This window comes from Pyxidicoccus trucidator, from assembly GCF_010894435.1.
Classification (GTDB): domain Bacteria; phylum Myxococcota; class Myxococcia; order Myxococcales; family Myxococcaceae; genus Myxococcus; species Myxococcus trucidator.
In genome coordinates, this window is record NZ_JAAIXZ010000002.1 from 456,738 (window position 1) to 482,220 (window position 25,483).

General features: G+C 69.5%; 17 protein-coding genes. 5 read left to right on the forward strand and 12 right to left on the reverse strand.

What is annotated here, in order from left to right:
- Positions 1-7 precede the first annotated feature (7 nt).
- Positions 8-667 (reverse strand): polyhydroxyalkanoate synthesis regulator DNA-binding domain-containing protein, encoded by a 660-nt coding sequence (locus G4D85_RS08475; RefSeq protein WP_164009855.1) that lies wholly within the window; start codon positions 665-667, stop codon positions 8-10.
- 166 nt (positions 668-833) lie between these two features.
- Between G4D85_RS08475 and G4D85_RS08480 the strand changes: the two genes are divergently transcribed.
- Positions 834-3,323 (forward strand): zinc-ribbon domain-containing protein, encoded by a 2,490-nt coding sequence (locus tag G4D85_RS08480; protein ID WP_164009857.1) that lies wholly within the window; start codon positions 834-836, stop codon positions 3,321-3,323.
- Positions 3,324-3,329: 6 nt separating this feature from the next.
- A complete protein-coding gene (locus G4D85_RS08485) occupies positions 3,330-4,142 on the forward strand; it encodes a hypothetical protein (protein WP_164009859.1) in 813 nt (270 codons plus the stop codon).
- Between the two features lie 18 nt (positions 4,143-4,160).
- Here G4D85_RS08485 and G4D85_RS08490 read toward each other — a convergent pair whose 3' ends face one another.
- Complete coding sequence (locus G4D85_RS08490) at positions 4,161-4,511, reverse strand: twin-arginine translocase TatA/TatE family subunit (protein WP_240359150.1); 351 nt, start codon at positions 4,509-4,511, stop codon at positions 4,161-4,163.
- On the opposite strand from G4D85_RS08490, the gene G4D85_RS08495 reads away from it, so the two are divergent.
- Positions 4,510-5,235 (forward strand): glycerophosphodiester phosphodiesterase, encoded by a 726-nt coding sequence (locus G4D85_RS08495; protein ID WP_164009863.1) that lies wholly within the window; start codon positions 4,510-4,512, stop codon positions 5,233-5,235. The genes G4D85_RS08490 and G4D85_RS08495 overlap by 2 nt on opposite strands.
- 3 nt (positions 5,236-5,238) lie before the next feature.
- Here the strand turns inward: G4D85_RS08495 and G4D85_RS08500 are convergent, their stop codons facing one another.
- From G4D85_RS08500 to G4D85_RS08510, 3 genes are all read right to left on the reverse strand, one after another.
- Entirely contained in the window at positions 5,239-6,138 is a 900-nt protein-coding gene (locus G4D85_RS08500) for a hypothetical protein (RefSeq protein WP_205525470.1), read from the reverse strand.
- 152 nt (positions 6,139-6,290) lie between these two features.
- On the reverse strand, positions 6,291-9,527 hold the full coding sequence (locus G4D85_RS08505; RefSeq protein WP_164009867.1) for an MXAN_5808 family serine peptidase: 3,237 nt from the start codon (positions 9,525-9,527) through the stop codon (positions 6,291-6,293).
- 216 nt (positions 9,528-9,743) lie between these two features.
- The gene (locus G4D85_RS08510) at positions 9,744-10,559 is read right to left on the reverse strand and encodes an EI24 domain-containing protein (RefSeq protein ID WP_164009869.1); all 816 of its coding nucleotides are present in this window, start codon (positions 10,557-10,559) and stop codon (positions 9,744-9,746) included.
- A 59-nt stretch (positions 10,560-10,618) separates the two neighbouring features.
- Here G4D85_RS08510 and G4D85_RS08515 point away from each other — a divergent pair, with 59 nt between their 5' ends.
- Positions 10,619-11,956, forward strand: a complete 1,338-nt coding sequence (locus G4D85_RS08515; RefSeq protein WP_164009871.1) for a glutamate--cysteine ligase — start codon at positions 10,619-10,621, stop codon at positions 11,954-11,956.
- A gap of 25 nt (positions 11,957-11,981) precedes the next feature.
- On the opposite strand, the gene G4D85_RS08520 is transcribed toward G4D85_RS08515, so the two are convergent.
- From G4D85_RS08520 to G4D85_RS08550, 7 genes are all read right to left on the reverse strand, one after another.
- The gene (locus tag G4D85_RS08520; RefSeq protein ID WP_164009873.1) at positions 11,982-12,599 is read right to left on the reverse strand and encodes an outer membrane beta-barrel protein; all 618 of its coding nucleotides are present in this window, start codon (positions 12,597-12,599) and stop codon (positions 11,982-11,984) included.
- Between the two features lie 118 nt (positions 12,600-12,717).
- Positions 12,718-15,366, reverse strand: a complete 2,649-nt coding sequence (locus G4D85_RS08525) for an Hsp70 family protein (protein ID WP_164009875.1) — start codon at positions 15,364-15,366, stop codon at positions 12,718-12,720.
- Complete coding sequence (locus tag G4D85_RS08530; protein WP_164009877.1) at positions 15,363-15,995, reverse strand: hypothetical protein; 633 nt, start codon at positions 15,993-15,995, stop codon at positions 15,363-15,365. The genes G4D85_RS08525 and G4D85_RS08530 overlap by 4 nt, the downstream gene beginning before the upstream one ends.
- 29 nt (positions 15,996-16,024) lie before the next feature.
- Positions 16,025-18,718: an alanine--tRNA ligase gene (gene alaS, locus G4D85_RS08535; protein WP_164009879.1), complete on the reverse strand. Its 2,694-nt coding sequence runs from the start codon at positions 18,716-18,718 to the stop codon at positions 16,025-16,027.
- A 291-nt stretch (positions 18,719-19,009) separates the two neighbouring features.
- Entirely contained in the window at positions 19,010-19,480 is a 471-nt protein-coding gene (locus G4D85_RS08540; RefSeq protein WP_164009881.1) for a hypothetical protein, read from the reverse strand.
- Positions 19,481-19,585: 105 nt separating this feature from the next.
- Positions 19,586-20,743, reverse strand: coding sequence for an IS4 family transposase (locus G4D85_RS08545; RefSeq protein WP_164009882.1), 1,158 nt, complete (start codon positions 20,741-20,743; stop codon positions 19,586-19,588).
- A gap of 63 nt (positions 20,744-20,806) precedes the next feature.
- Positions 20,807-21,280 carry a hypothetical protein gene (locus tag G4D85_RS08550; protein ID WP_164009884.1) on the reverse strand — a complete coding sequence of 158 codons (474 nt, stop codon included), beginning with the start codon at positions 21,278-21,280 and terminating at the stop codon, positions 20,807-20,809.
- Positions 21,281-21,564: 284 nt separating this feature from the next.
- Here G4D85_RS08550 and G4D85_RS08555 point away from each other — a divergent pair, with 284 nt between their 5' ends.
- Positions 21,565-25,344 (forward strand): DUF4062 domain-containing protein, encoded by a 3,780-nt coding sequence (locus G4D85_RS08555; RefSeq protein ID WP_164009886.1) that lies wholly within the window; start codon positions 21,565-21,567, stop codon positions 25,342-25,344.
- Positions 25,345-25,483 lie beyond the last annotated feature (139 nt).

Consider the following 25,483-nt stretch of genomic DNA (forward strand, 5'->3'; position numbering starts at 1 on the left):
TGCGCGGTTACTGCTGCTTCTTCTGCTGCTCGACCTGCTCGAGCTTCTTCTCCAGCTCCTCCAGACGCTGGGTGAGCGACGCCATGTCGCGGCCCAGGGCGGGGAGGTTGCCGGTGAGGTTCTCCACGACGTGCTTCACGCGCTCGTCGATCTTCCGCTGCCAGTCCTCGAAGGCGCGCTGGCTGGCCTTGAGCAGGTCGGCGGGGTTGAGGCCGGCGGCGGCGGCGGACTCGGGCGTCGCGGCGGCGGCGGGCGGCTCCTCGGGGGCGCCTTCCACCTTGCCGGTGGTCTCGTCACGGCGCAGGAGCTTGTCGAGGCGGGACTCGGCTTCCTCGCGGATGGAGGCCACGCGGGGGGTGACCTGCTGCTGGATGAAGCCGGAGATGGACTCGCCGGGGTGGCGGATGATTTCGCGCAGCACCGACAGCGGCATCTGGTTCTTCTTCTTCTCCTCCTCGAAGATGATCTGCGCGAGGGTGACGGAGGTCAGGTCCTCTTTGGTACGATTGTCGACAATCCGTACCTCGGTACCTTCCTTGATCATCGCGGCGATCTCATCAAGGGTGACGTACCGGCTCTCCACGGTGTCGTAGAGCTTCCGGTTCGTGTACCGCTTGATGATCTTGGGCTCCTTGCTCGGAGCGCCTGCTTGCTCGGCCTCGCTCATGTGTCTCTCCGCCCCTTTTGGGCTCGACTCCAAGCCACGTGCCCCGCCTGAGTCTCGCAGGGGCGAACCTCGTACCAGAGGGGTTGGGAGCGAGCAAGCTACGAGAACCCGGCTCGCCGTGGCCGCCTACTGCCCCTATACTCGCGCTCCCAGCCGGGCCTGTTGAATGATCGTCAAGTGCGAGCAGTGCCAGACGCGGTTCAAGATCCCCGACGAGAAGGTGACGGACAAGGGGGTCAAGGTCCGCTGTACCAAGTGTCAGAACACCTTCCGGGTCACCCGTGAGAGCGCCACGGCGGAGACGGGTGCGCCGCCAGCACCCCCTCCGGGCGGTCAGGTGGACCCCTTCGCCCAGTTCGGGGTCGCTCCGGACCCTCGGGGCGTGGAGATAACGAAGCCGGGGTTCTTCGCGCAGGGCGTGGAGGCGACCAAGGGCTCGCCCGCCGTCCGGCCACCCGCGGCGCCGTGGAACAGCGTGGATGGGGACATCGGCACGGAGGCCGGCGTCTTCGACGAGCCGACCCGGATCGGCCCGATGCCGCTGCCTCCCGCCGCGCGCCCGTCGGCGAATCCGTTCGATTTGCCCCAGAGCGCGGGGCCCGGCGTGGCTTCCCCGGGTGCCGTGCCGCTGCCGGCCCCCACGGGCGCGGTGGGGGGACAGGCCCGGCCCGGGTCCGCTACAGGGCTGTATGGCAGCGCGGTGCCTCCGAGTGAGGCGCAGGGCGCCTACGCCCTGGGCGGGGCCGTTCCGCTTCCGGGCGGAGTCCGGGGTGGGGCCGTGCCGCTTCCGGGTGTCGCGGGGGTTGTGCCATTGCCTGGCGCCGCAGGTGGACGCGCCGCTCCTCCGCCTCCGGCTGCGTTCGCTTCTCCTGGGACGGGGGCTCTGGCTTCCGGCCCCATGGGCCCCGGGCGCGGGCCGGCCGCGGTGGGGACTCCAGGGGCGGCTGTCCCTGCGCCAGTCACCATGTTCGGCGCCCCGAAGGGCGGGGCTCCGGCGCCCGTGGCCGCGCGTGGGGCTGCCCCTCCGGCCGGAAGCGTGCCTCCTCCGGCTCCAGGGACTCCTGGGTTCGGGGCCGCTCCGGGAGCCGGGGCGCCGCCTCCCTTCGCCCTGGGCGGAGACGACCCGTTCGCGGACCTCCTTGGAGGCCAGGGCCCGGCCGCGCCGGCGGGGGCGTTCGACCTGCTTCCTCCGCCCCAGGCCGCCCCGTCTGCTCCCATGGGCGCGTTCGACCTGCTGCCCTCGCCCAAGGCGCCTCCGGCCGACGCGCTCCGCCGGGCCGCGGCGGCTCCTGCCCCCGCGTCCACGGGGGCGGTGGCCCTGGGCCCGGTGCGCCCCGCACCGCCGAGAGCCGCCGCACCCTCGGCTCCGGCTCCCTTCCCGGGAGAGGACCCGTTCGGCTCCATCGACATCGATGACGTGACGGTTCCCGCCGCGCCTCGGCCGGCACCCGCTGCCGTGGCGGCTCCCGCTGGCGAGGACCCGTTCGGCTCCATCGACATCGATGACGTCACAGTGACTTCCGGTCCGACTGTCCCGGGCGCACCGGCAGGGGAGGACCCGTTCGCGTCCATCGACCTCGGCGGCCCCGGCGCGGTGCCGCCTGCTCCCGTGGCTTCGGCGCCGACCGCCCGGGGCCCCGCTCCCGTGGCTTCGGTCCCGGCCGCGTCGTCTGCCCGGGGCCCCGCTCCCGCGAGCGCTCCGCCGGGGAGGGCGCCCGTCGCCGCGCCCCAGCCCCTGGCGCCCAGCGCCAACAACCTCTTCGACTCCGGGGCCGATGCGGACCCGTTCGGCGAGCACGCGGGCATGCAGCCGACCGACACCGGCCGCGCCGCGCTGCTCGGGACGTCGCCTCCGGCCGATGACGGCCTGGAGGGCTTCGCCGCCTCGCTCGAGGCGGACGGAGTCTCGCTGCTGGGGGACCTGCCCCCCATGAACGAGGCCCAGGAGTTCAGCGTCACCCTGGGCCGGGTGGGGGCACCCGCCACGGGCGCGGTCGAGGTGCTGGACGTGGGGGGCCTGCCGGCCTCGCCCTCCGTGGCCCGGCCCACCGCCCGTCCCGAGGACGTGGGCATTCCCCAGAGCCGCCCGCCGAGCCGCGCTCGCAAGGCGACGGCGTTCATCGCCAACCTCGTCGTGGCCGCCGTGCTCGTGGTGGGCTTCGCCGCCGTGGGCCGCGTCTACCTGCGCGAGGGCCGGGTGGACCTGTCGGTGCTCTCACCCGAGCAACTGCGCGCGCTCGTCATCCCCGCGCCCCGGCCGCTGGTGGCCGTGGACGTGAGCAATGCCCTCTACGAGACGAAGTCGGGCCGGCCGCTGTTCTTCGTCCGGGGCGAGGCGGAGAACCGCACCGGCTCCGCCACCCGCATCCGCGTGCGCGCCGCGCTGTATGACGGCGACCAGCGGGTGCGCTCCGCCGAGGCGCTCGTGGGCGCGGTGCCCACGCCCGAGGACCTGTACGCCGTGGGCAACTCGGAGTCGGCTGCGGCCCTGAGCCAGCGCCTGGACGCGGCGGCTGTCTCCGTGGCGCCCGGCGCGAAGGCGCCCTTCCTCGTCATGTTCCACGAGTACCCGGCGGACCTCGGCGGCTTCCGGCTGGAGGTGACGCTGGAGCCGGTGGCCCCCGCGACGGCGGAGGCCGGCAAGCGCACGGAGTAAGCCGCCATGTCCACCCTGGAGGAGGCCCGCAACGTCGCCCGCTTCATCCACGCCCTGAGCGGAGGCGCCGAGGTGCGCCGCAAGGCCGCCGCGCGCGAGCTGTCCCGGAGAGATCCGCTCGACACCAACGAGCTGGTCGGCGTGCTCATCTCCCTGTCCCGCCAGGGCTGGGGGCCCGCCACCTGTGTGCTGACCGACTTCATGGCCGCCCTGGAGCAGGAGGCCGAGCACATCCCCCACGTGGACGTGCTGCGCCGGCTGGCGCACGTGCAGTCGCTCGACACGGTGGCGGACCTGTTCGCCCAGGGCCCGGCGAAGAAGGAGATGGACGCGGATGCCGCCGCCCGCGCGGACGCCAACGCCTTCTCCCAGTCGCTCGGGCACCTCAAGCAGCAGGCGCGCCTCACCCGGGATCCGGACACCCTGTCCCGCCTGGCCACCGTCAGCAACCCGACGGTCCTTCGCAACGTGCTCATCAACCCCCGGCTCACCGAGGACCTGGTGGTGCGCATCGCCGCCCGGCGCCCGGCCCGCCCCGAGCCGCTCATCGAAATCTGGAAGTCACCGCGCTGGTCCGTGCGCCATGCCGTGCGCCGGGCGCTCGCCTTCAATCCGTACCTGCCGCCGGAGATTGGCGCGAAGATCGTCCCGCTGCTCAACACCGCGGACCTGCGAGAGCTGGTGGCCAGCACGAGCCTGCACTCCGCCCTGCGAGAGCAGGCCACCCGGCTGCTCGCCGAGGGAGTCGATGCCGTACGACAGGCGGTGACCCACGCGGTTCCAGCGCGGCGTCCCGACGGGCCGCACGGGCTGGACTGAGCAGGGAAGGGAAGCGGGCTAGCGGCGGCGCGGGCGCTCGGAGTCGCTGAACTCGGCGTCCGTGCTGCCCCGGCGCGTGGTGGTGAGCGACTTCGAGTCCACGTCTACCAGGTCCTCGCCCTTCGAGGCCTTCTTGAACGAGTACACGAACTTGCCCACGGCGTTGCCGAGCTGACCCATGCGGGCGGCCGAGAAGACCACCAACAGGATGAAGCCGAGGACGATGATTTCTCCGAGGCCGAGGCCCAGCATGGTGCGGGCACAGTGCAGCAAAGCGCCGGGGGAGGCAAGCCGCGCGTCCACCTGTGGACGCGGCCGCTCGCACCGTTGCTGCACGGCGGGCCCGGCCGTCGCAGACTGGGGGCCCATGCTCCTGCTTGCCCACCGCGGTGCCAGCGCCGATGCCCCCGAGAACACCCTGGAAGCCTTCGCCGAGGCCGCCCGTCAGGGCGCGGACGGCGTGGAGCTGGACGCCATGGTGTGCGGCTCCGGCGAGGTCGTCGTGTGCCACGACGAGCAGCTCGACAGGCTCGCGCGCCTGCCCTGGGAGGTGCGCCTCACGCCGTGGTGGAAGCTCCAGCGCGCCGACGTGGGCTCGGCGCTCGGCTTCGCTCCGGCCCGAATCCCCCGGCTGGAGGAGGTGCTGGAGGCGCTGCCCGCGCACTTCCTCATCAACATCGAGCTGAAGTGCGACCGCTTCGAGGACGGCGGCCTCGCGCAGAAGGTGGCGGACCTGGTCCGCCGGCGTGGGCTGGCCGAGCGCGTGGTCCTCTCCAGCTTCAACCCGCTGTGCCTCTTCCGCCTCGTCGCCGTCGCGCCGGAGCTGCGCCGGGGCTTCCTCATCGACCCGGACAAGCCCTGGGCCGTGCAGGCCTACGGGGTGAGCCCGCTGGTGTCCTCACACTCGGTCCACCCCTTCCACGAGGCGTGCACCCACGAGCGCGTGGCCGCGTGGCGCGCCGCCGGCCTGAGGGTGGCCGCGTGGACGGTGGATGACGCCGCGCGCGCCGACGCCCTGGAGCGGATGGGCGTCAGCTACCTCATCACCAACCGGCCCGGCGCCGTGCGCGAGGCCCTGCGCGCCGCCGCGTAGGGCCTAGAAGTCCAGGCCGAGCGTGGTGCTGAAGGCGAACACCGCCGGCACGCCCACCGTCTCCTCGGAGTCCGGGTCCGGCGCGACGCTGCCGGTGCGCGTCAGCGACAGCTCCGCGCCCAGTTGCAGCACGCCGCCGATGAACCGCACGCCGCCGTAGAGGCGCTGGTTCATGTTATCGCCGAAGGACACCTTCTGGTACGCGGCCGTGTTCTCCAGCGCCGCGCGGGAGTTGTTCTCCGTCGTGTCCTCGAAGGTGCGGCTCGTGTCGAAGTCGAGGCGGCTGGTGGTGGCCCCGACGAAGCCCAGGTCCAGGCCCCCGTAGGGCGTCAGCGTCACCATGCCGCCCAGCGGGAACTGCTTGCCCACGCCGAAGTCCAGGCCCAGCACCGTCAGGCTCAAGTCGCGCGCGCCGAACAGCTTCGTCACGTGGCCGCGCACGCCGATGTCCGGCAAATAGGTGAAGCCCTCGTTGGCGGCCCACTTCAGCTCGCCCGTGCCCACCACCTGGCTGCTCTTCTCCACCCAGCCGATGCGCCCGCCCAGCTCCAGCGAGAAGGGCAGGCCCTTGCGCACGTGGAAGGAGGGGATGAGCACCGAGGAGGGCTGCGCGCTCTCCGTGGGGATGAGGATGCTGTCCGGCATCGACACCACGGACAGCTCCGCGTTGACGGCCCAGGCCGAGTGGCCCGTCGTCTCCGGCGGCATCAGGTTCACCGAGGTGATGGCGGCGCCCATGACGCGGGCGAAGGCCTGGAAGTCCGCGTTGGCCGTTACCTGCGCATTCACGCCGTTGGGGTCCGGGTTGCCGAACTGCCAGACCTGCAGGTCGTTGTCGTCCGCGTACGCCGTCGCCCCTGCCGCCCAGGCCGCAAGGGCCAGCCACCGACTGAACGTCCGCATTCGAGTCACCGCCTCCGGGGGCGCACAACCGGCCGGGGGGCGCCCAACGCGTCCGACGCTAACGCCTGCCCGCGAGGAGCGTCAACAAAACGGGCGGCCCTTCCCGCTGGAAGGGCCGCCCGGAGGATGCGGTCCGCCGTTTTTGAAGCCGACTACTGCTGCTGCGGCTTGCCCGTGGCGGCGCCCGGCGTGGCGACCTTCTGGGCCACCGCGGCCGGACGGCGGCGGATGACCAGCGTGCGGCGGCTGGCGAAGTCGGTGTCCTCGCGGGCCACCACCAGCACGTTGTTGTTGCCCTCCTTCAGGGCGAACTCGGTGGAGAACTTCAGCGAGTTCGGCTCACCGCCCTTGGGGTCCACGCCCTTGAAGTAGACCTTCTGGTCGTTCACCAGCACGTAGACGTCCAGCAGCCCGTTGGGGTCCGTCACCACGCCGGACAGCGTGAACTTGTCCCCGTTGGCCACCAGGCCCCCGGCGGCCGGGTCCACCTCGAGGCGGATGTCCGGCGGACGGTGCTGCGTGGTCCACGCCAGCTTGGGCGCCGTGGCGCGGCCGGCCGTCTTCTGCTCCCGGGCGTCCTGGATGCGGACGAAGGCGAAGCGGTCCTTCTCCATCTCCACCCGGTAGAAGCCCTTGCTGACGGCCTCGACGGGCAGCACGGTGGCCCCGCCGACCTTCGCCACCGTGCGGGCATCCGCCGTCGGGGCGCCGAACAGCTCGGCCTTGTCGTTGATGCGGACGAAGCTCTTCTTGGGCTCCAGCGCGGCCACCGCGGCGTCACGCACCGGCAGCTCCAGCTTCTCCATGACGAACTCCTCCAGGGGCTCGTCGATGATGGCCAGCTTCAGGGCGAACGTCTCACCCTTGAAGCCCTTCTTCACCTCGAGGTTGAAGCGCGCCGACTTCGTCTCGCCGGGCTTCAGCTCGCCCAGCTTGAAGCGGCCCTTCTCGATGAAGATGTTGGGGTCCCCGCCATTCTTGATCTGCGTGAAGGAGTCCAGCGCCGGGCCCGTGCCCGCGTTCGTCACGTCCAGCACCACGGCGACCGTCTCGCCGCGCTGCACGGTGCCGTCACCGTTGCAGGTGGTGCAGTCGTCGATGACCTGCCAGTTGAAGGCGAAGGCGGGGCGGGGCAGCTCGACGAAGTTGAGCTCGGCCACGCGCGTCTCGGGCAGCGCGCCCTGGTCGTCGAAGAAGCGCACCGTCACGTCGTCGCGGCGGCTGGTGAGGTCCTTGGGCAGGCGCACCTTCACCTTCCAGGACTTCTTCTCACCCGGGTTCAGCGCGCCGAAGAGGAACTCGCGGCGGTCCAGGAAGGCGTTGTCGCTCTCCGTCCAGGCGCGCACGCGCTTGAGGGGCTCGGTGCCCTTGTTCTCGGCGGTGACGACCATCTCCAGCACCTCGCCCGCGGCAATCTTCGCGTCCCCGCTCGGGGACAGCGTGGTGGCCAGCTGCACGTTCTTCGGGGTGGGGCCGGCGCTCCAGTCGATGCCCAGGCCGGCGATGGCGGCGTTGATGCGGCCCTCCTCGTCCTTGCGCTTCTGGTCCACGAAGCCCTTGCCCTGCTGCAGCTGCGCCTTGCGGGTGGTGGCCGGCGCCTTCAGCACGTAGTCGCGCGCGAACTGGACCTCGAAGTCCTCCTTGATTTCGTCCTGGGACTCGGCGTCGAGCTGGTCGTCCAGGTCCTCGCCCTGGCCGGCGACGTCCACGTCCAGCAGCGGGTCCTTCTCGCCGTGCTTCTTCTCACCGGCGGCCTTCTCGTTGGCGGCGACCTTCGGATTCTTGCTCTCTTCCTTCGCGGCGGACGCCTGCTGCACCTTCTCGTCCACCTTCAGGTACTTGAGCGTCTCCAGGGGCTTCTCACGGTCCAGCACCTCCTCGCGCTTCTTGGCGACGGTGGTGGAGTCCGGGTTGCCGAAGTGCTGATCCAGGTCCGCCTCGCCCATGGAGCGGCGCGGGGCGAACACGTCCAGGCGCTCGTCGGTGACGCGCGTGGGGACGAGCTGGATGTCGGGGACGATGCCCACCTCCTGGATGGAGACGTCGCCCGGCGTGAGGTACTTGGCGATGGTCAGCTTCAGGGCGCTGTCGTCCGGGAAGTCGTACAGCACCTGCACGCTGCCCTTGCCGAACGTCTGGCGGCCGATGATGACCGCGCGGTCCAGGTTCTTCAGCGCGCCGGCCACGATTTCGGAAGCCGAAGCGCTGCCCGCGTTCACCAGCACGGCGATGGGGTACGCGTCCTCGCCCTCGGTGGGACGCGCGCGCTTCTCCTCGCGGAGCTTGTCGGACAGGCCCACCGTCGCGACGATGGTGCCGCTGGAGAGGAAGGTGTCGGACACCTGGATGGCCTGCTCGAGGAGGCCGCCCGGGTTGCCGCGCATGTCCAGCACCAGGCCCTTGAAGCCGCCCTTGGCCGCCGCCTGCTTGCGCAGCTCGGTCAGCGCGGACTCGAGGTCTCGGGTGGTGTTGCCCTGGAAGTTCTTCAGGCGGACATAGCCGACGTTGCCGGCGAGCATCTTGTGCTGGACGCTTTCGATGGAAATCATCGCGCGGGCCAGCGTCATGGGGCGGGGCTTCTCCCAGCCGTCACGCTCGACGGTGATGGTGATGCGGCTGTCCACCGGGCCGCGCAGCTTGGACACGGCCTCGTTGAGGTCCATGTTGACGGTGGACTCCTCGCCAATCTTCTTGATGCGGTCGTCCTTCTGGATGCCGGCGCGGTGCGCGGGCGTCTTGGGCAGCACCTTGACGACGGTGAGGTTGCCCTCGCGCATCTGGATGACGAAGCCGAGGCCGCCGAACTCACCCTTGGTGGAGAGCTTCATCTCCCGGTAGAGCTCCGGGCGCAGCAGCACCGAGTGCGGATCCAACGTGGACAGCATGCCGTTGACGGCCGCGTACTCGATGTCGCGCGTCTCCTCGATGGGGCGCATGTTCTTCGACAGGAAGTCGAAGACGTCCTTGAGGGCGAAGGACATCTTCCAAAGCGAGTCCACGTGGGCGATGTCGAACTCGCGCTGCTTGCCATTCACGTTGACGTTGAGCTTGCCCGTCTCGGCGCTGCCCTCGACGAGGACGTCGGGGACGCTCTTCTCCACGTACTCCAGCGCGGAGATCATCATCTCCTTGGGCTTCACGCGCTTGGGGTCGACGTAGTTCTCCTTCACGTAGAGGATGACCTTCGTCAGGACGCGGAGGCTGTTGAGGTCGTGCTGGGGCTTCTCGCCCTTGGCGGCGGGCAGGCTGCCGTCCCAGGAGCCTTGCCCGGCCTCGGCTGCGCCCATGGTGAGCGGCAAGGGAGCCCTGTCACTGCCCACCAGGGCCCAGGCGCCGAGGAGCACGGCAACAGCTGTGATGCGGCGGAGGAAACGCGGCATGTGATTCATCCAAGCTGGGGTACCGGGTGGTACCCCTGGGGTAATACGAGAAATGCCCTGAGATTCCGAACGTTTGTAACGCGAGAAACGAGCGCTGGGAGCGGCCGGGCAAGCCTAATCACGCCTGCCGGGTGCTTCAAGGCATCGCCTTGCTGCTGAGGATGCAGAACGTCCCTGACGGGCATTGCGTTCCCGCCACCTCGGGAGGACACGCAGCCGGGACGTTTATTTCAGGGCAACCGGGATCGCATCCGGAGGGGGTGGGAGGACCCGGGCCTCGCGCAGGCCGCGGTAGAGGAGCGTCCCGGCGATGATGGCCAGGGGCAGGAAGAAGGTGTTGAGAATGGGGACCCAGAGCAGGACGTAGACGCCCGCCCCCAGGCCCAGGCAGAGGGCCCGTCGCTCGCGGAGCATGCGGCGCACCTCGGCGAAGGGGTAGAGGTGGCGGGTCATGGGGCCGGCCAGGAACTCGCCCGCCATCCACATCATGGTCCACAGGCTGCCGAGCACCGTCCACAGGATGCTGCCGATGCCGGGCAGCAGGTGGAGCGGCAGCAGGACGACCAGGCCCAGGATGAGGAAGAAGAGCCGGGCCAGCGTGTGCGCCACCCCGGTGACGATGCCACGCACCAGTCCGGCCAGGGTGAAGGGCGCTCCCTCGTCACCACCCACCACGGCCTCGGTCGTCTCGGAGAGGGGGTCCTGGAGCGGGGCGAGCAGCAGCGGAGGCACCACGTTGGCGCCCACCACCCAGACGACGAGGGAGGACAGGACGAGCACCGTGTACCAGCCGGCCCGGCCGTACCAGGACTCGGGCAGGGGCCAGTAGCTGCCCAGCAGGCCGGGGGCCTGGTTCCACAGCAGCCAGCCCAGGCCGACCAGCGCCACGGCGGTGACGATGGCGCAGAGGGCTGACAGGAGGAACAGGCGCCGGGAGCGGAAGACCAGGGAGATGGCGCGCCCGAGCAGTCCCAGACCCTGGAAGAAATCGGACAGCCTGGCCTTGGGGGCGATGATGGGGACGGCGGAGTGTGGGGTCATGGAGGCGTCGTGCGCAAATCAGGGCGGGTCCAACGCCCTACGTTATATAGGGCGCGCTCATGTCTCTCGATCTCAAGCGCGCGGCCTCCGAGCCCCTCACCTCCGTCGACATGCTGGTGGCCGGCTTCCGGGCCGCCGAGAAGCCCCGGGGCGAGCACCGGCTCGGCCTGGAGCACGAGAAGTTCATCTACCCGGCGGGCTCCTCGAAACCCCTTCCTTATGAGGGGCCGTCCGGAGTAGGGGCGCTGCTGGGCCGGCTGGCCCCCGCGGGCTACACGCCCTTCCGGGAGACGCCCGAGTCGCCCGTCATCGCCCTGCAGCGCGGCATGGCCACCATCTCCCTGGAGCCGGGTGGACAGTTCGAGCTGTCCGGCAGCCCCTTCCACACGGCGCGCGAGGCGCACGCGGAGAACCTGGCCCACCTCCAGGAGGTGAAGACGGCCGCGGACGCGCTGGGCCTGCGCATCGTCTTCCTGGGCTACCGGCCCACCGTCACCCCGGCGGACATGCCGTGGATGCCCAAGACGCGCTACCTCGTCATGCGGCGCACCCTGCCGGAGCGCGGCCGGCTGGCGCTGAACATGATGCTGATGACCGCCACCGGACAGGTGTCGCTCGACTGGGCGGACGAGGCGGACTGTGTCCGCAAGACGGTGGTGGTGGCGCGGCTGTCCCCGCTGATGAACGCGATGTACGCCAACAGCCCGCTCGTGGAGGGCAAGCCGTCCGGCTACCTGTCCTTCCGCAACCGCGTCTGGGACGAGGTGGACCCCACGCGCTGTGGCTACCTGCCGGCGTTCTTCGATGGCTCGTTCTCCTACCGCGCCTACGTGGAGTGGGCGCTGGACGCGCCGCTGCTCTTCCTGCGCCGCAACGGCGAGTACCTGCACCCCAAGCTGTCCTTCCGGCAGCTGCTGAAGGAGGGCTTCGAGGGCAAGCCCCCGGACCTGGACGACTGGACGGACCACCTGTCCACGCTCTTCCCGGAGGTGCGGCTGAAGAAGGTGTTGGAGGTGCGTGGCGCGGACTGCTCGAATCCGGCGATGACGGGCGCGCTGGGCGCGCTGTGGCGCGGCATCCTCTATGACGCCACCGCGCTGGACGAGGCGGAGCGCCTGCTGCCGAAGCTGACGTACGCCGAGCACCTGGCCTTCCACGACACCGCGCGCCGCGAGGGACTGGAAGGGCGCCTGGGCACCCAGGAGCTGCACCGGCTGGCGGCGGAGATGGTGGCCATCTCCCGGCGCGGCCTGCAGCGGCTGGACGCGGCGGACGCGCCGCTGCTGGACCCGCTGGCGGAGGTGGCCGCCTCGGGGCGCTCACCCGCGAAGGCGGTGCTCGAGGCGTGGGAGAAGGACCCCCGCCCCGAGTCGGTGCTGGCGCGCTTCGCCCTGTGAGGCGCGCAGTCGTGGTGGCCGCTGGCTAGAAGCGGCCGCCGACGGTGATGTTGGCGTTGAAGAGGCTGCCCTTCTCATCATTGCCGCCGGAGGACTCGACGATCTCCTCGCCACCCAGTGCGCTGAAGGTGGCGCGAGCGCCGGCGAAGATGTTGCCGAAGCGGTAGTCCAGGCCCGCCGCCAGCGGCAGCTCCGTCTGGAAGTCGTTGTCGTAGACGCCATCCGCGCCGTCCGACGGGTTGAGGTAGCTCAGGCCCGCGCCCACGCCCACGAAGGGTTTCCACTTCTCGTTGAGGGTCGGCCCCACCTTGGCCAGCAAGCCGACGTTGTGGCGCCAGATGCCCTCGTCGCTGCCCACGCGGTCGTCGTCGATGCCCAGCCGCTGGCCCTCGTAGCCCGCCTCGATTCCGACGAGCGGCAGAATCTCGGCAGTGGCGTCGATGCCCAGCAGCGGGCCTGCTTGCGTGGTTTCCGCCAGGTCGCCCGTGAAGCCACCCACGCCCAGGCTCACGTTCAGCCCTGGCACGGGCTGCTGCTCGCCGATATTCAGCCGCTCGCCCACCTGCTGGGCTTCAATCGCGAAAGCCGGCCCTGCCAGGCACACGGCCGCCGCGGCGACTCCTCCCACAAACGAATGTCGCATCGCATTCCTCCCGATCAACGCTCACCGGAAAGGTGGGCATCTACCGGCCTCCCTCAACTGGGCGCGTGCCTTCCAGCGGTGGAGGGGCCCGTCGCGAAGGCGCCGGGAGGACGGGCGCTCAGCGACGGCCGAAGAGCTTCTTCAAGCCGGACAGCAGGCCTCCCGGACGTGTCTCGGGCTCTCCCACCAGGGGCGAGCGGCCGATGAGCGAGTCCCGGGTGGTGTCGTCCAGGTCCTCGGCGGCCAGGGAGACGGGCTTTCGCTTCGCGCCTGGCAGTGTGGCCTCCAGCGAGAGGGCACCATCGGCGGAGAGGGCGAAGTGCAGCTCCACCTCGCCTGGGCGCTCCACGAAGAGGGCGAGCTTGCCGAGGTACTCGTTCTCCGCCGCGAGCGGGGACGGGCCCTGGAAGAGGACGAGCTCCAGCGGGCCGGGCGCGGTGACGGGCAGCACCAGCGTCTTGCTGGTGGGCAGGCGGGTGTTGCGCTCCAGCACGCGGCGCAGCGTGCCGCCGCGCTCGGCGACGCCGATGGGGGCGGAGAGCACCTCGGAGACGGTGGCGGCGGGCTTGCCGGCCTCGGCCAGCAGCAGGCCCTGGCCGAGCAGCGCCGCGCCCAGCGCCACGGTGCCTCGCGGGTCCACGTCGTCGCGCACGGGCACGCCGAGGCTCTCCTCCAGCCGGCGGCGGACCAGCGGCGCGCGGCTCTGGCCGCCCACGAGCAACACCGCGTCCAGGCCCTGCGGCGAGAGGGAGTTGGACTCCAGCACCTCGCGGACGACGGTCGTCACGCGCTGGGCGAGGTCCGCGGTGAGGGCTTCCACGCGCTCGCGGGTGAAGGGGGGCACGGTGCCGGAGGACAGCGAGACGTCCACCTGCTCGCGCTCGGAGAGGGCCACCTTGGTGGCCTCGGCGGCGGTGCGCAGGGAGGCCCAGTCGAGGAGGTGCTGCGGCCGGGGCACGCCCTGCTCGGCCAGGTCGGCGGCGAGCGCCTCGGCGATGCGGGCGTCGAAGTCCATGCCTCCCACCGTCGGGTCTCCGCCGGTGGTGATGACCTCCAGGTCGTCGCCCGTCACCTGCACCACGCAGACCTCGAGGCCGCCGCCGCCCAGGTCCACGACGAGCACCCGCTTGCGGGCCAGCCCGCGCCCCTGGCCATAGGCGAGCGCCGCCGCCGCGGAGGCGGTGAGGATGCGCTGCGCGTCGAGCCCCGCGAGCGTGGCGGCCTCGCGCAGGGCGGCGCGCTGGCGGTCGGTGAAGTGCGAGGGGGCGCAGATGACGGCGCGCGTGGCCTTGCGGCCGACGAGCGTTGCCGCGGCGTGCTTCAGCTCGCGCAGCACCAGGGCCATGAAGAGGGTGGGGGCGATGAGCCGGCCACCCAGCTCCACCGCGGCGTCGCCGCTCGGGTCGGACGCGACGGGGAAGGGGAGCTGCGTGGACAGCTCACGCAGCCGGGGTGAGCGAGCGCGCAGGCCGAGCAGCCGCTTGAGGCCCGAGGCGGCGCGGCGCGGGGCCCGGTCCGCTTCCACCTGCGCGGCGGGGCCGACGAGCAGCTCGCCGCTGCCGTCCACGGCGACGAGGGCGGGCAGCTCCGTGCCGTCCGTGCCCGGCAGGGGGACGAGCTTGGCGGTGCCCTCGTGGAAGACGGCGACGCGCGCGTGCGAGGTGCCGAGGTCGATGCCGAGGACGACCTCGGGCACCGAGGGCGAAGGCGTCGGCGCGGTGACGGGCACGTCGAGCAGCGCGCGGCGACGGTGGTTGCGCACGGCTTCGGCGTCCTGCGCGGCGGAGGTCGGAGGCTCGGACTCGGTGGGCGGCTCGACGCGGTCGGTGGGGGGCGGGGCCGCGAGGCCGGACGGGGCGGCGGTGGCCTCCGACGCGGGCGTGGCCGCGAGGCCGGACGGGGTGCTGGCCTCCGACGCGGGCAGGCCTGAGAGGCCGGACGTGGCACTGGGCTTCGACGCGGGCGGGCCCAGCGGCTCGGCGCGCTCAGCGGTGGGCGCATGGGCCGAGACTGGCGGGGACGCGGGCTCGGACGGGGCGGCGATGGCGTCCGAAGCGGGTGGGGCCAGGGGCTCGGTGAGTTCGGCGGTGGCCGAGACGAGTGGGGCCTGGGGCTCGGACGGGGCGGCGATGGCGTCCGACGCGGGTGGGGCCTGGGGCTCGGCGAGTTCGGCGGTGGTCGAGACGGAAGGGCCCTGCGGCTCAGTTGGAGCGGTGGGTTTGGAGGTCGCCTCTTCGGGCGTGCCCTGGTCGGTTTCCGTCAGGCTCGCGGTGATGTCGAAGCCGAGGTCCTCGTCTTCGGCCTGCCCGGACGTCGGAGACGGAGCACTGGGAGCCTCGGTCGAAACAGGTTCGCGGGTGGGCGCCTGTTCTTCCTGGGCGGGCGGCGTCGCTGGGGCCGTGGGCTCCGTCACCCGTCGCGCGGAGACGGGCGGAGCCTCCATGGGGCTACTGCGCCGGGCCACCAGGCGGTCGATGAGCGCCTTGCTCGCGGCGTCCAGCTTCACGAAGCGCACCGTCATCCCGGAGCGCCCGCCGCCCGCGTCGACCTGCGCCTTCACCACCACGCCTTCACCGCGCAGCAGCCGGGTGCCGTCCGCCAGGACGAACTCGAACGCGAGCCCGGTGCCCTCGGGCTTCAGCGCGCGCGTGGCCACGAACACGCCGCCGCGGGCCACGTTCGAGCCGTACTTCTCGATGAACTCCTCCTCCGTCGTGTACGGGAGGCGGATGCGCAGGGGAAGGAGCTTGGACGCGAGGCCGCTCATCGAAGCGGAATCCGTACGTCCCCTCCGGACCCCTGCAGGACCAGGTGCAGGCCGTCTTCCCGAAGGACGGACGGGGGGACTTCGAACAGGAGGACCACGTCGGTGCGCTCCTCCGGTGCCCAGGTGCGCCGCAGCGGGCGCGTGCCCACCACGGCCTGCGCATCACGGGCCAGCGGCACCTCCTGGCCCCCGGCGCCCGCCACCTTCGCGCCGCCCAGGTCCAGCGTCAGCGGGGTGGCGCCCACGTTCTGCGTGACGAGCTGCACGCGGAGGAACAACTCCTCCGTCGTGAGGCTCACCTTCCCCGAGCCCTTCACCGAGTGGGACGACTCCAGCCCGGTGAGCTTCACCGCCAGCGCCTCCACGTGCACGGTGTTGTTGGCGTCGGGCAACGGCAGCTTCCGCTCCGCGGACTCGTCCAGCCCCGCGGCCAGTCCCGCCAGGTTCGCGTTCGGGTCTCCGCGCGTGGACTCGGGCCCCTGGGTGGGATGGCCCCCCTGGTTCACCCGGTCCACCTCCGCGCGGAGCTTCTGCAGCGTCCGGTCATCTCCACCTCCCTGGGCGCCAGGCGCGGACTCCTCCTTCGTGCAGCCCCCCGTGAGGAGGGCCGCCGCCGTGAGGAGCGCCATTGACGCCAGGGAAGGGGAGGATCGGGGACTCACGCCGCGCCCGCTCCCTTCACCAGCTCGTACAGCTTCTCGAGCGCCGCGGGCAGCTTCGCGGCATCCGGGCCACCGGCCTGCGCCATGTCGGCCTTGCCGCCGCCCTTGCCGCCGACTTCCTTGGCCATCTCCCGCACCAGCGCGCCCGCGTTGATGCCCCTGGCCACCACGTCCTTGGTGGCCGCCACCAGGATGATGGCCCGGCCGTCCTTCTCGCCGCCGATGGCCACCACACCCGAGCGGATGCGGTCTCGGAGCTGGTCCGCCATGCCGCGCAGCACGCTGTCGTCCGCCGAGTCCACCTGCGTGGCCAGCACCTTCATGCCGTTGACCTCGCGCGCCTGCTCCAGGAGGTCCTTGCTGCCCGCCGTCTGGGCCTTCACGGCGACCTCTTCCAGCTTGCGCTCCAGCTCCTTCACGCGCTTCTGGGTGGCCTCGACGCGCTTGGACAGGTCCTTCGGGGAAGTCTTCAGCAGCTCGGCCGCGTGGCGCAGCTCGTGCTCCTGTTCGCGCACGTACTGGAGCGCGCCAACGCCGGTGAGCGCGACGATGCGGCGCACGCCGGACGCCACGCCGCCCTCACTGGTAATCCTGAACAGGCCGATGTCACCGCTGCGGCGCACGTGGGTGCCGCCGCACAGCTCGGTGGACTCCGGGTGCACGGTGACGACGCGCACCGTCTCGCCGTACTTCTCGCCGAACATGGCGACGGCGCCGGACTTCTTCGCGTCCTCCAGCTTCATGACGCGCGTCTCCGCCGACGGGTTGTCGCGAATCCACCCGTTGACCAGGTCCTCCACCTTCTCGAGCTGCTCCGGCGTGGCCGGCGAGAAGTGCGAGAAGTCGAAGCGCAGGTAGTCCGGCGCGACGACGGAGCCCGCCTGCTTCACGTGCTCGCCGAGCACCAGCTTGAGCGCCTTGTGCAAGAGGTGCGTCGCGGAGTGGTTGGCGCGGATGGACTTGCGCCGCTCCACGTTGACGCCCGCCTGCACCATGTCGCCGACCTTGAAGGTGCCCTCGGTGACTTCCACCGAGTGGACGACGAGGCCCGCCACCGGACGCTGCGCGTCCTTCACCTGCGCCACCGCCTTGCCACCGTGGCCGACGATGCGGCCGGTGTCTCCCACCTGGCCGCCGGACTCGCCGTAGAAGGGCGTGCGGTCCAGCACCAGCTCCACCGTCTCGCCCTGGGTGGCCTGGGTCAGCTCGGCGCCGTCCTTGAGGATGGCGCGGATGCTGCCCTCGCCCTCGTGGCCCTCGCCCTCGTAGCCGAGGAACTCGGTGGGCCCGAGCCGCTCCAGCAGCTTCAGGTAGATGTCACCGATGCCCTTGTCGCCGGAGCCGGTGAACTTGTTCCTGTCCGCCTCCTCCTTGAGGAGCTCCTCGAAGCGCTTCAGGTCCACGTCGAGGCCGCGCTCGCGGGCGATGATCTGCGTCAGGTCCCACGGGAAGCCGTAGGTGCCGTGCAGCAGGTAGACCACCTCACCGGAGAGCTGCTTGCCCCCGGCCTTCTGCAGCTTCGCCAGCTCCTCCTCGATGAGCTTGAGGCCGCGGCTGAGCGTCTGGCGGAAGCTGGTCTCCTCGTGACGGCAGACCTCGAGGATGAAGGTGCGGCTCTCGCGCAGCTCGGGGTAGGCGTCGCCCATCAGCTCGATGACGCGGTCGACGACCTTGAAGAAGAACACGTCCTCCAGGTCCAGCTGGGTGCCGTGGCGGATGGCCCGGCGCATGATGCGGCGCAGGACGTAGCCGCGGCCCTCGTTGGAGGGCTGCACACCGTCGGCGATGAGGAAGGCCGCCGCGCGACTGTGGTCCGCCACCACGCGAAGGGACGCACCGCCCTCCTGCGAGTAGGGCTTTCCGGACAGCTCGCTGACCTTGGCGATGATGTTCTGGAAGAGGTCGGTCTCGTAGTTGGAGCGCTTGCCCTGGACGACGGACGCGATGCGCTCCAGGCCCGCGCCGGTGTCGATGGACGGCTTGGGCAGCGGAATCAGCGGCGCGTCCTTCTCCTTGCGCTCGAACTGCATGAACACGAGGTTCCAGATTTCGAGCCAGCGGTCGCAGTCACATGCGACGCCCTGACACTTCTTGCCCTCCGCCTCTTCCGCACAGGCGATGTCGTTGCCCTGGAAGTAGTGGATTTCGGAGCAGGGGCCGCACGGGCCGGTGTCGCCCATGGCCCAGAAGTTGTCCTTGAGGCCGAGCTTGTAGATGCGCTCGCGGGGCACACCCTGCTTCGCCCACAGCTCGAAGGCCTCTTCGTCCCAGGGGGTGCCGCCCTCGCCGTTGAACACGGTGACGGCGAGGCGCGAGGTGTCCAGGCCGAGCGTCTTGGTGACGAACTCCCAGCCGTAGGCGATGGCCTCGGGCTTGAAGTAGTCGCCGAAGGAGAAGTTGCCGAGCATCTCGAAGAACGTGTGGTGCCGGGCGGTGAAGCCCACGTTGTCGAGGTCGTTGTGCTTGCCACCGGCGCGGACGCACTTCTGCGAGGTGGTGGCGCGCTTGTAGTCGCGCTTCTCGCGCCCGGTGAAGACGTCCTTGAACTGGACCATGCCGGCGTTGGTGAACATCAACGTCGGGTCATTGGCGGGGACCAGCGACGAGGAGGCGACGCGGCTGTGACCACGCTCCTCGAAGAACTTGAGGAACGCCTCGCGAATCTGGGAGGCGGTGAGGGCGGAAGGCATGGTGTGGGTATATGCCACAACGCGAGGCGGCGCAGGAGTTCTTGGAGGGTGCATGGGTGGGAGGACGGCCCACGCTCCCAGGGGCTGACCTGGCCGGTGGCATGCCGGGGGAGGGGGCGGTTCCGGGGAGGGACGGCCGGCCGGTGCCCGGGCGGGCGGTGTCGGGTGGGGGACGGTGGCGGGAGGGGGAGGGCCGACGGAGTGCCTTCGCCCGTGGGCTCCGCGACTGCTGCCAGGCTCCCGCCGCGTCCACGTGTACCTACGTGCGCGTGCGGGAGTGAGGCGAGAGCTTCACCCCCACTTCGACTTCATCTGTGCGATGAGGAAGATGAGGATCCGGGTTGTCACATAGACCGCCAGGAGCACTCCGAAGAAGAGGCCTGTCGCACCAATGCGGCCGATGCCGCCGCTCTGGTGGGGACCGGTTTCCAGAACGAGCATCACGGCCGTTCCTCCCGCGACGAACACCAGTAACCCACCTCCAGTGCCCCCGTGGAGAAAGCTTAGAGTGTCAGCAGCCCACCTCTCAACCTCGATCTGGTGCGCGCTCATGGACGGCTCACTCCGCGCGTCAGCAACCCACCTCTCCAACTTGAACTGCTGTGCACTCATGGACGGCTCACCCTCCTTGGCTCGTGGCAGAGCTTCCTCCTTTTCGTCTACGAGCTCATTCCATGCGGAGCACACCGCCATCGCGTAATCCGTAGGACTTGTGCAGCCGTCAGCGAACACAGAGGCGCACCAGTTGTCGTCGAGGCTCAACACGGTTCCCGCCCCCGGATCCTGCCGCGGAAGTGTCCAGCCCTGCGCAGAGAACTGCCGGACCACCGCTGCCCACGGGAGCCGGTCCACTCCTGAGGCATCCCCTCATATGACACCGAAGACTTCGCGGAAAACCGGTTGCTCTCGAACGAGTTGGCCGAAGAGTTCCATCAGCGGTCGCAACTGGGCCTCGGGCATCATGGGCAGGGCCTGATAGTAGAAGTAGAAGCAGCCTTGGCGGAAGAGGGAGTAGGAGCGTTTCTTGACCGTGTTGGCTTTGAGGTAGCGCTCCATGCCCAGCCGCTCCCCGGCCGCTCCCAGCAACGTCAGCAGCGAGAGCGCCAGCGCACACACCAGCAGCAGCCGGTCGCGCCGCTCCGGCTCGGCAATGCTCATGGCGGACAGGCCCATACCGAAACGCAAGTCCTTGATGTCGCGGAAACTCTCCTCCGTGCGGAAGCGGCGACTGTAGAGCGCCACCACCTGAGCGGCGCTCGCCGCGCTCAGGCTGGTGGCCAGACACCAGGGCTCCTTCATGTCCTTCTTCTTCACCAGCACCACCGCGCCCACCGGGGCCTCGTCGGCGGTGACGCGAGCGGCTGGCAGTCGGCAGGCACGGCCCGAGGCGGGCACCCACTCGGCGGCCGGGCGCCGCTCGCCGTCCCGACGGGTGACGGTGATGCACTGGCGGAAACGGATGACGTACTCGAAGCCCAACTGCTCCAGCAGGGCGTAGAGATTCTGGTCAGCAAAGCCTCGGTCGGCCAGTACCGTCACCTTCACCTCGGGGGCGATGAGCTCGCGAAGGCGCAAGAGGACGGAGTCTTCCACTTCATTGCGCAGCCCCTTGAGTGCGGACTTCTGCACCGTCAGCCACACCAGGGGCGTCGAGCGGCCATGTCGCGTCTTGAGCGCGGCCACCAACGTCGTCTGGTCGTCGGCGTCGAAGTCCGTCCAGTCTAGCGACACCACGGCCTCGGTGCGCTGCCCCAGCACATAGGGCACCCACAGGGCGAAGAGGTGCCAGACGTCGATGCCCGTGTTGGACAGCAGCCGGTCGCCCTGCTTCACCCCGTGCTTGCCCTTGGTGCCACGAGCCAGCGCCAGCGCCCGGCCAATGGCGTACACCGACAGGCTGGCCGCATGGACCACGCCCAGCGTCGCCAGCGACAGCGACAAGACTCTCTTGGCATGCAGCTCGTCCCCGAAGAGTCCGTCGAGGAAGGCGTGCACCTTCTTTTCGTTGATGGGAGAGGCTCTCACCCTGTACGTAGTGTCGAGGCGGCCCTACTCCTCGCACGAACCAGCCGACCCGCCGCTTCCTCGTCAGCTTGCTAAATGAGGGGATGCCTCAGGGTCCACTCCGGAAGGTTCGTTCAAGAGGAGGATCTGCTCTGGGGGGAAGACGGACCGCAGATACGCCAATTCCCAGGCCAGACCTGGCGTCGTTCCTGGAAGAATGAGGACGAGCTGCACCTGGCTCACGAGAGCCCGGATGCGCTGCTTCCAGTCATCCTCAGCCATAGTCACTCCCGCCTGCGATGGCTCCAGACCCTTCAAGGGCCCAACCCATTCCTCCAGCTGGGGCGACAGGAATTGCATGAATGAGTTCGGCTTGAAGAGTTCTCGCAGCGCGAAGCCAGGTGCACCAAGAGAGAGCGTCGCCGCGCCTATCGCCCCGTCATCCACCATCATGGCGTTCTCGATAGCGGTCTTGTCCCGAGCATATGAGCGCAAGAGCAACACATGCGGGCGCTCGGGCATCGCGTCCTCTGGCTCCTGATGCTCCGACCCTTCCATGGCGTACCTCCTTGGGGGTGGCTCACCCTAACAGCGTCCGCGCGGCAGTCTGAAGCAACAGCCGAGGACCAGGAAGCCGAGGTGGACGTCAGCCTTGTGCTCATCTCGGACTCGAAGCCGCAGGAACTAGCGTTTGCGGCCTCATCCGAGGTCAGGCTGTTCCACGAAGCGGCTGGCCAGGAACGGCCTGAACCCGAGTAGCGGCGCCAGGAAGGTGCACGCTTCCCCCAGACGTGAGGCGCTTCGAGAGGAATTGTGCGCGTTCTGGCGTAAAATCCCGAGCCATGGCGGGTAAGCTTCGAACGGTCTTCCTTAGTGGAACTCGACGTGACCTGGGTAGCTTCTTCGAGGCGGCGAGCGCTGCCATCGAGAAGGAGCTGGCAGGTTACCGCGTGAGCACGATGGAGGACCTGACACCGGAGGATATCCCGGTGGAGCGCTGGAGCCGCCGTGAGGCGGCAGTGCCGGATCTGCTGGTAGGACTGGTGGGCCACTACTATGGGACGCCCCGGGCTGGCGGGCCTTCGCTGAGCGAGCGGGAGTTCGAGCGCGCCGGGATGGCGGGCGTCCCCCGGCTCATGTTTCTCACCGAGGCAGGCGACCCGGCACTCATCGAGCGCCAGGGCGCAGAGGAACGCCAGCACGTGGCGTCCTTTCGGAGCCGCCTTCAGAGCGGGGAGTTGGTCATCCGCCCCGGCATCATCACTCCCCAGGAGTTTTCCCGGGAGGTCGTCCGCGCCATCGGGGCGTGGGAGCGCCGGACCCTGGGAGGCGTGCTCCTGCCGGTGAAGCGATTCGTGGAACTCAACGAGCCATCCGCGCCTGACGGTATGCTGAGCCACCAGCACCCCTATGTTGGTTCGCACGCGTTGCTCGACATCCTCGAGCGCTTCGCCACTTCAGGCCAACGGATCCTCGTGCTGCATGGGCCGTGGGGACGCGGCAAGACGAGGCTCCTGCTCGAATGGTGCGGCAGGACGCGCGCAGAGCTCCGGTTTCTGCGGGAGGACGTAACGCTCCCCCATGACGCGCTCAAGAGCGCCGTGGATGACCCGTATGTCTTCATCGTGGAGGACGTGCACAAGCGTCCGGATGACGAGAAGCAGGCCCTGCTGCACTTTCTCCGGACCCGGGCTTCCAACCTCAAGCTGGTGGTCACCACGCGTACGAACCGCCTTGCCTCATTCACCGGGGTGCTGCGGGGACATCACATGGAGCCAGGGCAGGTAGACGTACGAGAAGTCGAGGCACTGAGCGACCTGGCGCAGCGCCAACTCATCGCGTCCATCCTGGGAAAGAACGACGAGTGGGCCTACACCTTGGCGATGCGCACCCGCGGAAATGCGCTGGCGGGTGTGGTGGCTGCACGGGCCGCCCTGCAGGGAAGAGCGAACATCCGGGAGATTGAGGGCGAACATTTCGAGAGGGTGGTCGTCGAGAGCTTCCTGGACGCCGTTCTTGACAACGTGGAGGGAGAGCCCGCACGGCGTGAGCGCTACAAGAAGGTCTTGAGGTTGGTTGCCGTGGCAGGTCCTGTCTGGCCCAAGGACACCGACGGGCTAGAGGCACTCGCCTGCTTCATCGGGGTGCGGCGCTATGAACTGCACGAGGATTTTAGTGCCCTGGAAGCCGCAGGGCTGCTGGTGCGCCATGGTGGACTGGTCCGCATCCCGGTTGATGCCGTCTCCGAATACCAAGTGGTGGATGCCTCCGTTTCCCCACATGGCGAGTCGACCGGCTATGTCGAGGAGGCCCTGAAAACGCTTGCAGAGCCTTTCCTGGGAAACATCCTCCGCAACCTGGCGATGGCCGATTGGGACCCGAATCAGAACGGACGTGTGGCGAGTGTGACCGGGGAGGTCTGGCAGCTTGTCCCAGACCTTTACGAGCATATGCCTGCTGTACGCCAAAACAAGATTCGCGAGGTCATCGCGGAGATTGCCCCACTCCATCCGGAACCCGCGTTGCGCTTCGCCGACAGGTTCCTCGGACCGGAGCTAGAGGATGCAGAGCGCACCGCGCCTTCCTCGCTGTCGTTCCTCTATTACGTGCGGCGGGACTTCACGAGGCTCCTGAAGAACGTCCTCGGTGCGCCGGTGTGTGTCGCACGGGCTTGTGATCTGCTCTGGAGCCTGGCCATGCAGGAGCCGAACCCAATCAACCCGCAGTCGGACAGTGCTGAACGCGTCTTGCAGGACGCAGGTGAGTACCGGCCCACCCAATCTCTGGCGGCGTATGAGGCATTCGTCTCCTGGGCGGAGGTTCGCAGCCATGGAGCGAACAGACTCCCAGGGCACCGACTGGCGAAGTACCTTTCGCCCCTGCTCCACAAGGAGCTGATGCACGAGTGGTTCGATGGACAGCAGATCACCCTGGAAGCAAAAGGGCTGCTCTACTCCTACTGGAAACCACTGCGGCGAAGGGTCATCGACCTGCTCATCCGCATTGCGATTGATGGGGACTGGAAGGACGCGCGGGGGGCCTTGGTAGCGCTCGGCGCGGCGCTCTGGCATCAGCCCGGCTCCTTCCAGCGGCTCGTGAGCGAGGGGGAGCGGAGCCAGTGGATTCCAGAGCAGGAGTATGCCCTTGCGTGCTTGCGCAAGCTTCGCCAGGAGCGGCGCAGTCCCATCCTGGACCTCTGCATGCCGATGCAACTGTCGAGGCTGGCAGCGCGTGAGCGAGTGCCGGAACTCCGCGACACGGCCCGAGCACTGGTGGACGAGCTCCAGCGGGACCTGGCGGGCACACTTGAACAGGCCCTGGCAGGGGTGCACTCGGGCGACCGACGCGACCCCGCAGGTACGGAGCGCGAACGGCAGGAGGCGCTCCAAGCAGCGGCGCGAGTGCTGGCGGCCCCCGGCGTGTCGCCCGAAGACTCGCTGGCGCGGCTGACGCGGTCGGCCGTTGCCCTGAATGAGGCCAATCGGCCTCCACGGGTCGAGGAACTCTTCAGTGACGTTGCCCAGACTTCCTCCCGCGTGGCGACCACCTGGGGCTTACTGCTGGTGCGCGAGCCTGGCCACCCGCTCAGGCCGATGGTGAACGGCTTGGTACGGGGGCTGCTAGGCTCGGATCCCGAAGCAGGGAAACTCCTCGTGGACGTCCTTCTCGACGACGGAAGCCCGGACTTCCTGAGGAGCCTCCGCTTCGCCGATTCAGACGTGGAGCTCCTGGGGGAGGCCAAAGTGGTCGCCTTGCTGAAGCGAATGCTGACGCACCCAGCGCTGTCCGTTCGCGCGCATGCTTTCAAACTCCTCGCTTATTCCGGTGGGCTCGGGGCGGCAGTACGAGCGGGCTTGCTGCTCAGCCACCACGTGAACGAAGAGCTGGCGGAGTCGTGGGCCGAGGCGGTCGTCCAGGAGGAACTCTACGTTGTGTATGGCCAGGAAGAAAAAGAGGTGCTCGCGCAGGCCCTCAGAACACCTCGCTCGCTCGGTCATTGGTGCGGGGAGCTCATGGTGAAGCTTGTCGAGGACGTACCCGCCGCAGTGGTCGATATGATGCTGGCGCGAATCGAGGCGGTGGACCGGGAGGGCATCGGCTTCGAGGCCGTCCCTGTACTGGCCAGCCACGAGACACCCGCTTCGGAGGGACTGGTTCCGGAGGAGCGGCAGCGAGCGATGCTGGCGCTGAGCCGCCTGCTCGAACACGAGAATGTCTTGGTGGGTGAATATGCCCGGCGGTGGTTCGCGGAGCTCGCGTCCATGAACCGCGAGGTCAGGCGTGCCATCCGGCTCCACTGGATCCAGGCAGGTACGGCAGGCGCCGTGATGCGGGCCCTCGACAGCTTCGAGGAAGAGCCGCCCATGAGCCTCTTCGAGCAGGAGGACGAGGTCATTGCGCTCCTGGAAGCCGCGATGAAGTGCGGCCCGGAGCTTCTGGAGGAAGCCCAGCAGGTGCTGGCCCGTGTCGCGCGCGGTGGTGTGAGGCAGGGGGCTCCGGGTGAGCAGTCTTCGCGCGACCTGGAGTTCCGGGAGCGCTCTCAAGTGCACAGCCAGAAGCACCCGGACGAGACGCTCGCGGGCCGGTTCTACCGGCGGCTCGCTGGAGAGTTGGACGGTTGATAGCGCAGCGGCGGACGGTTGAGGAAGAGATTGCCCGAGAGCCGCCGGGAGCGTGCCGGAGGCTGGAGCCCGCCACATCCTTCCAACGCGGTGATGGCTGATACGTTGGAAGCGCGTATGTTCCCGCACGTTCGTCAGC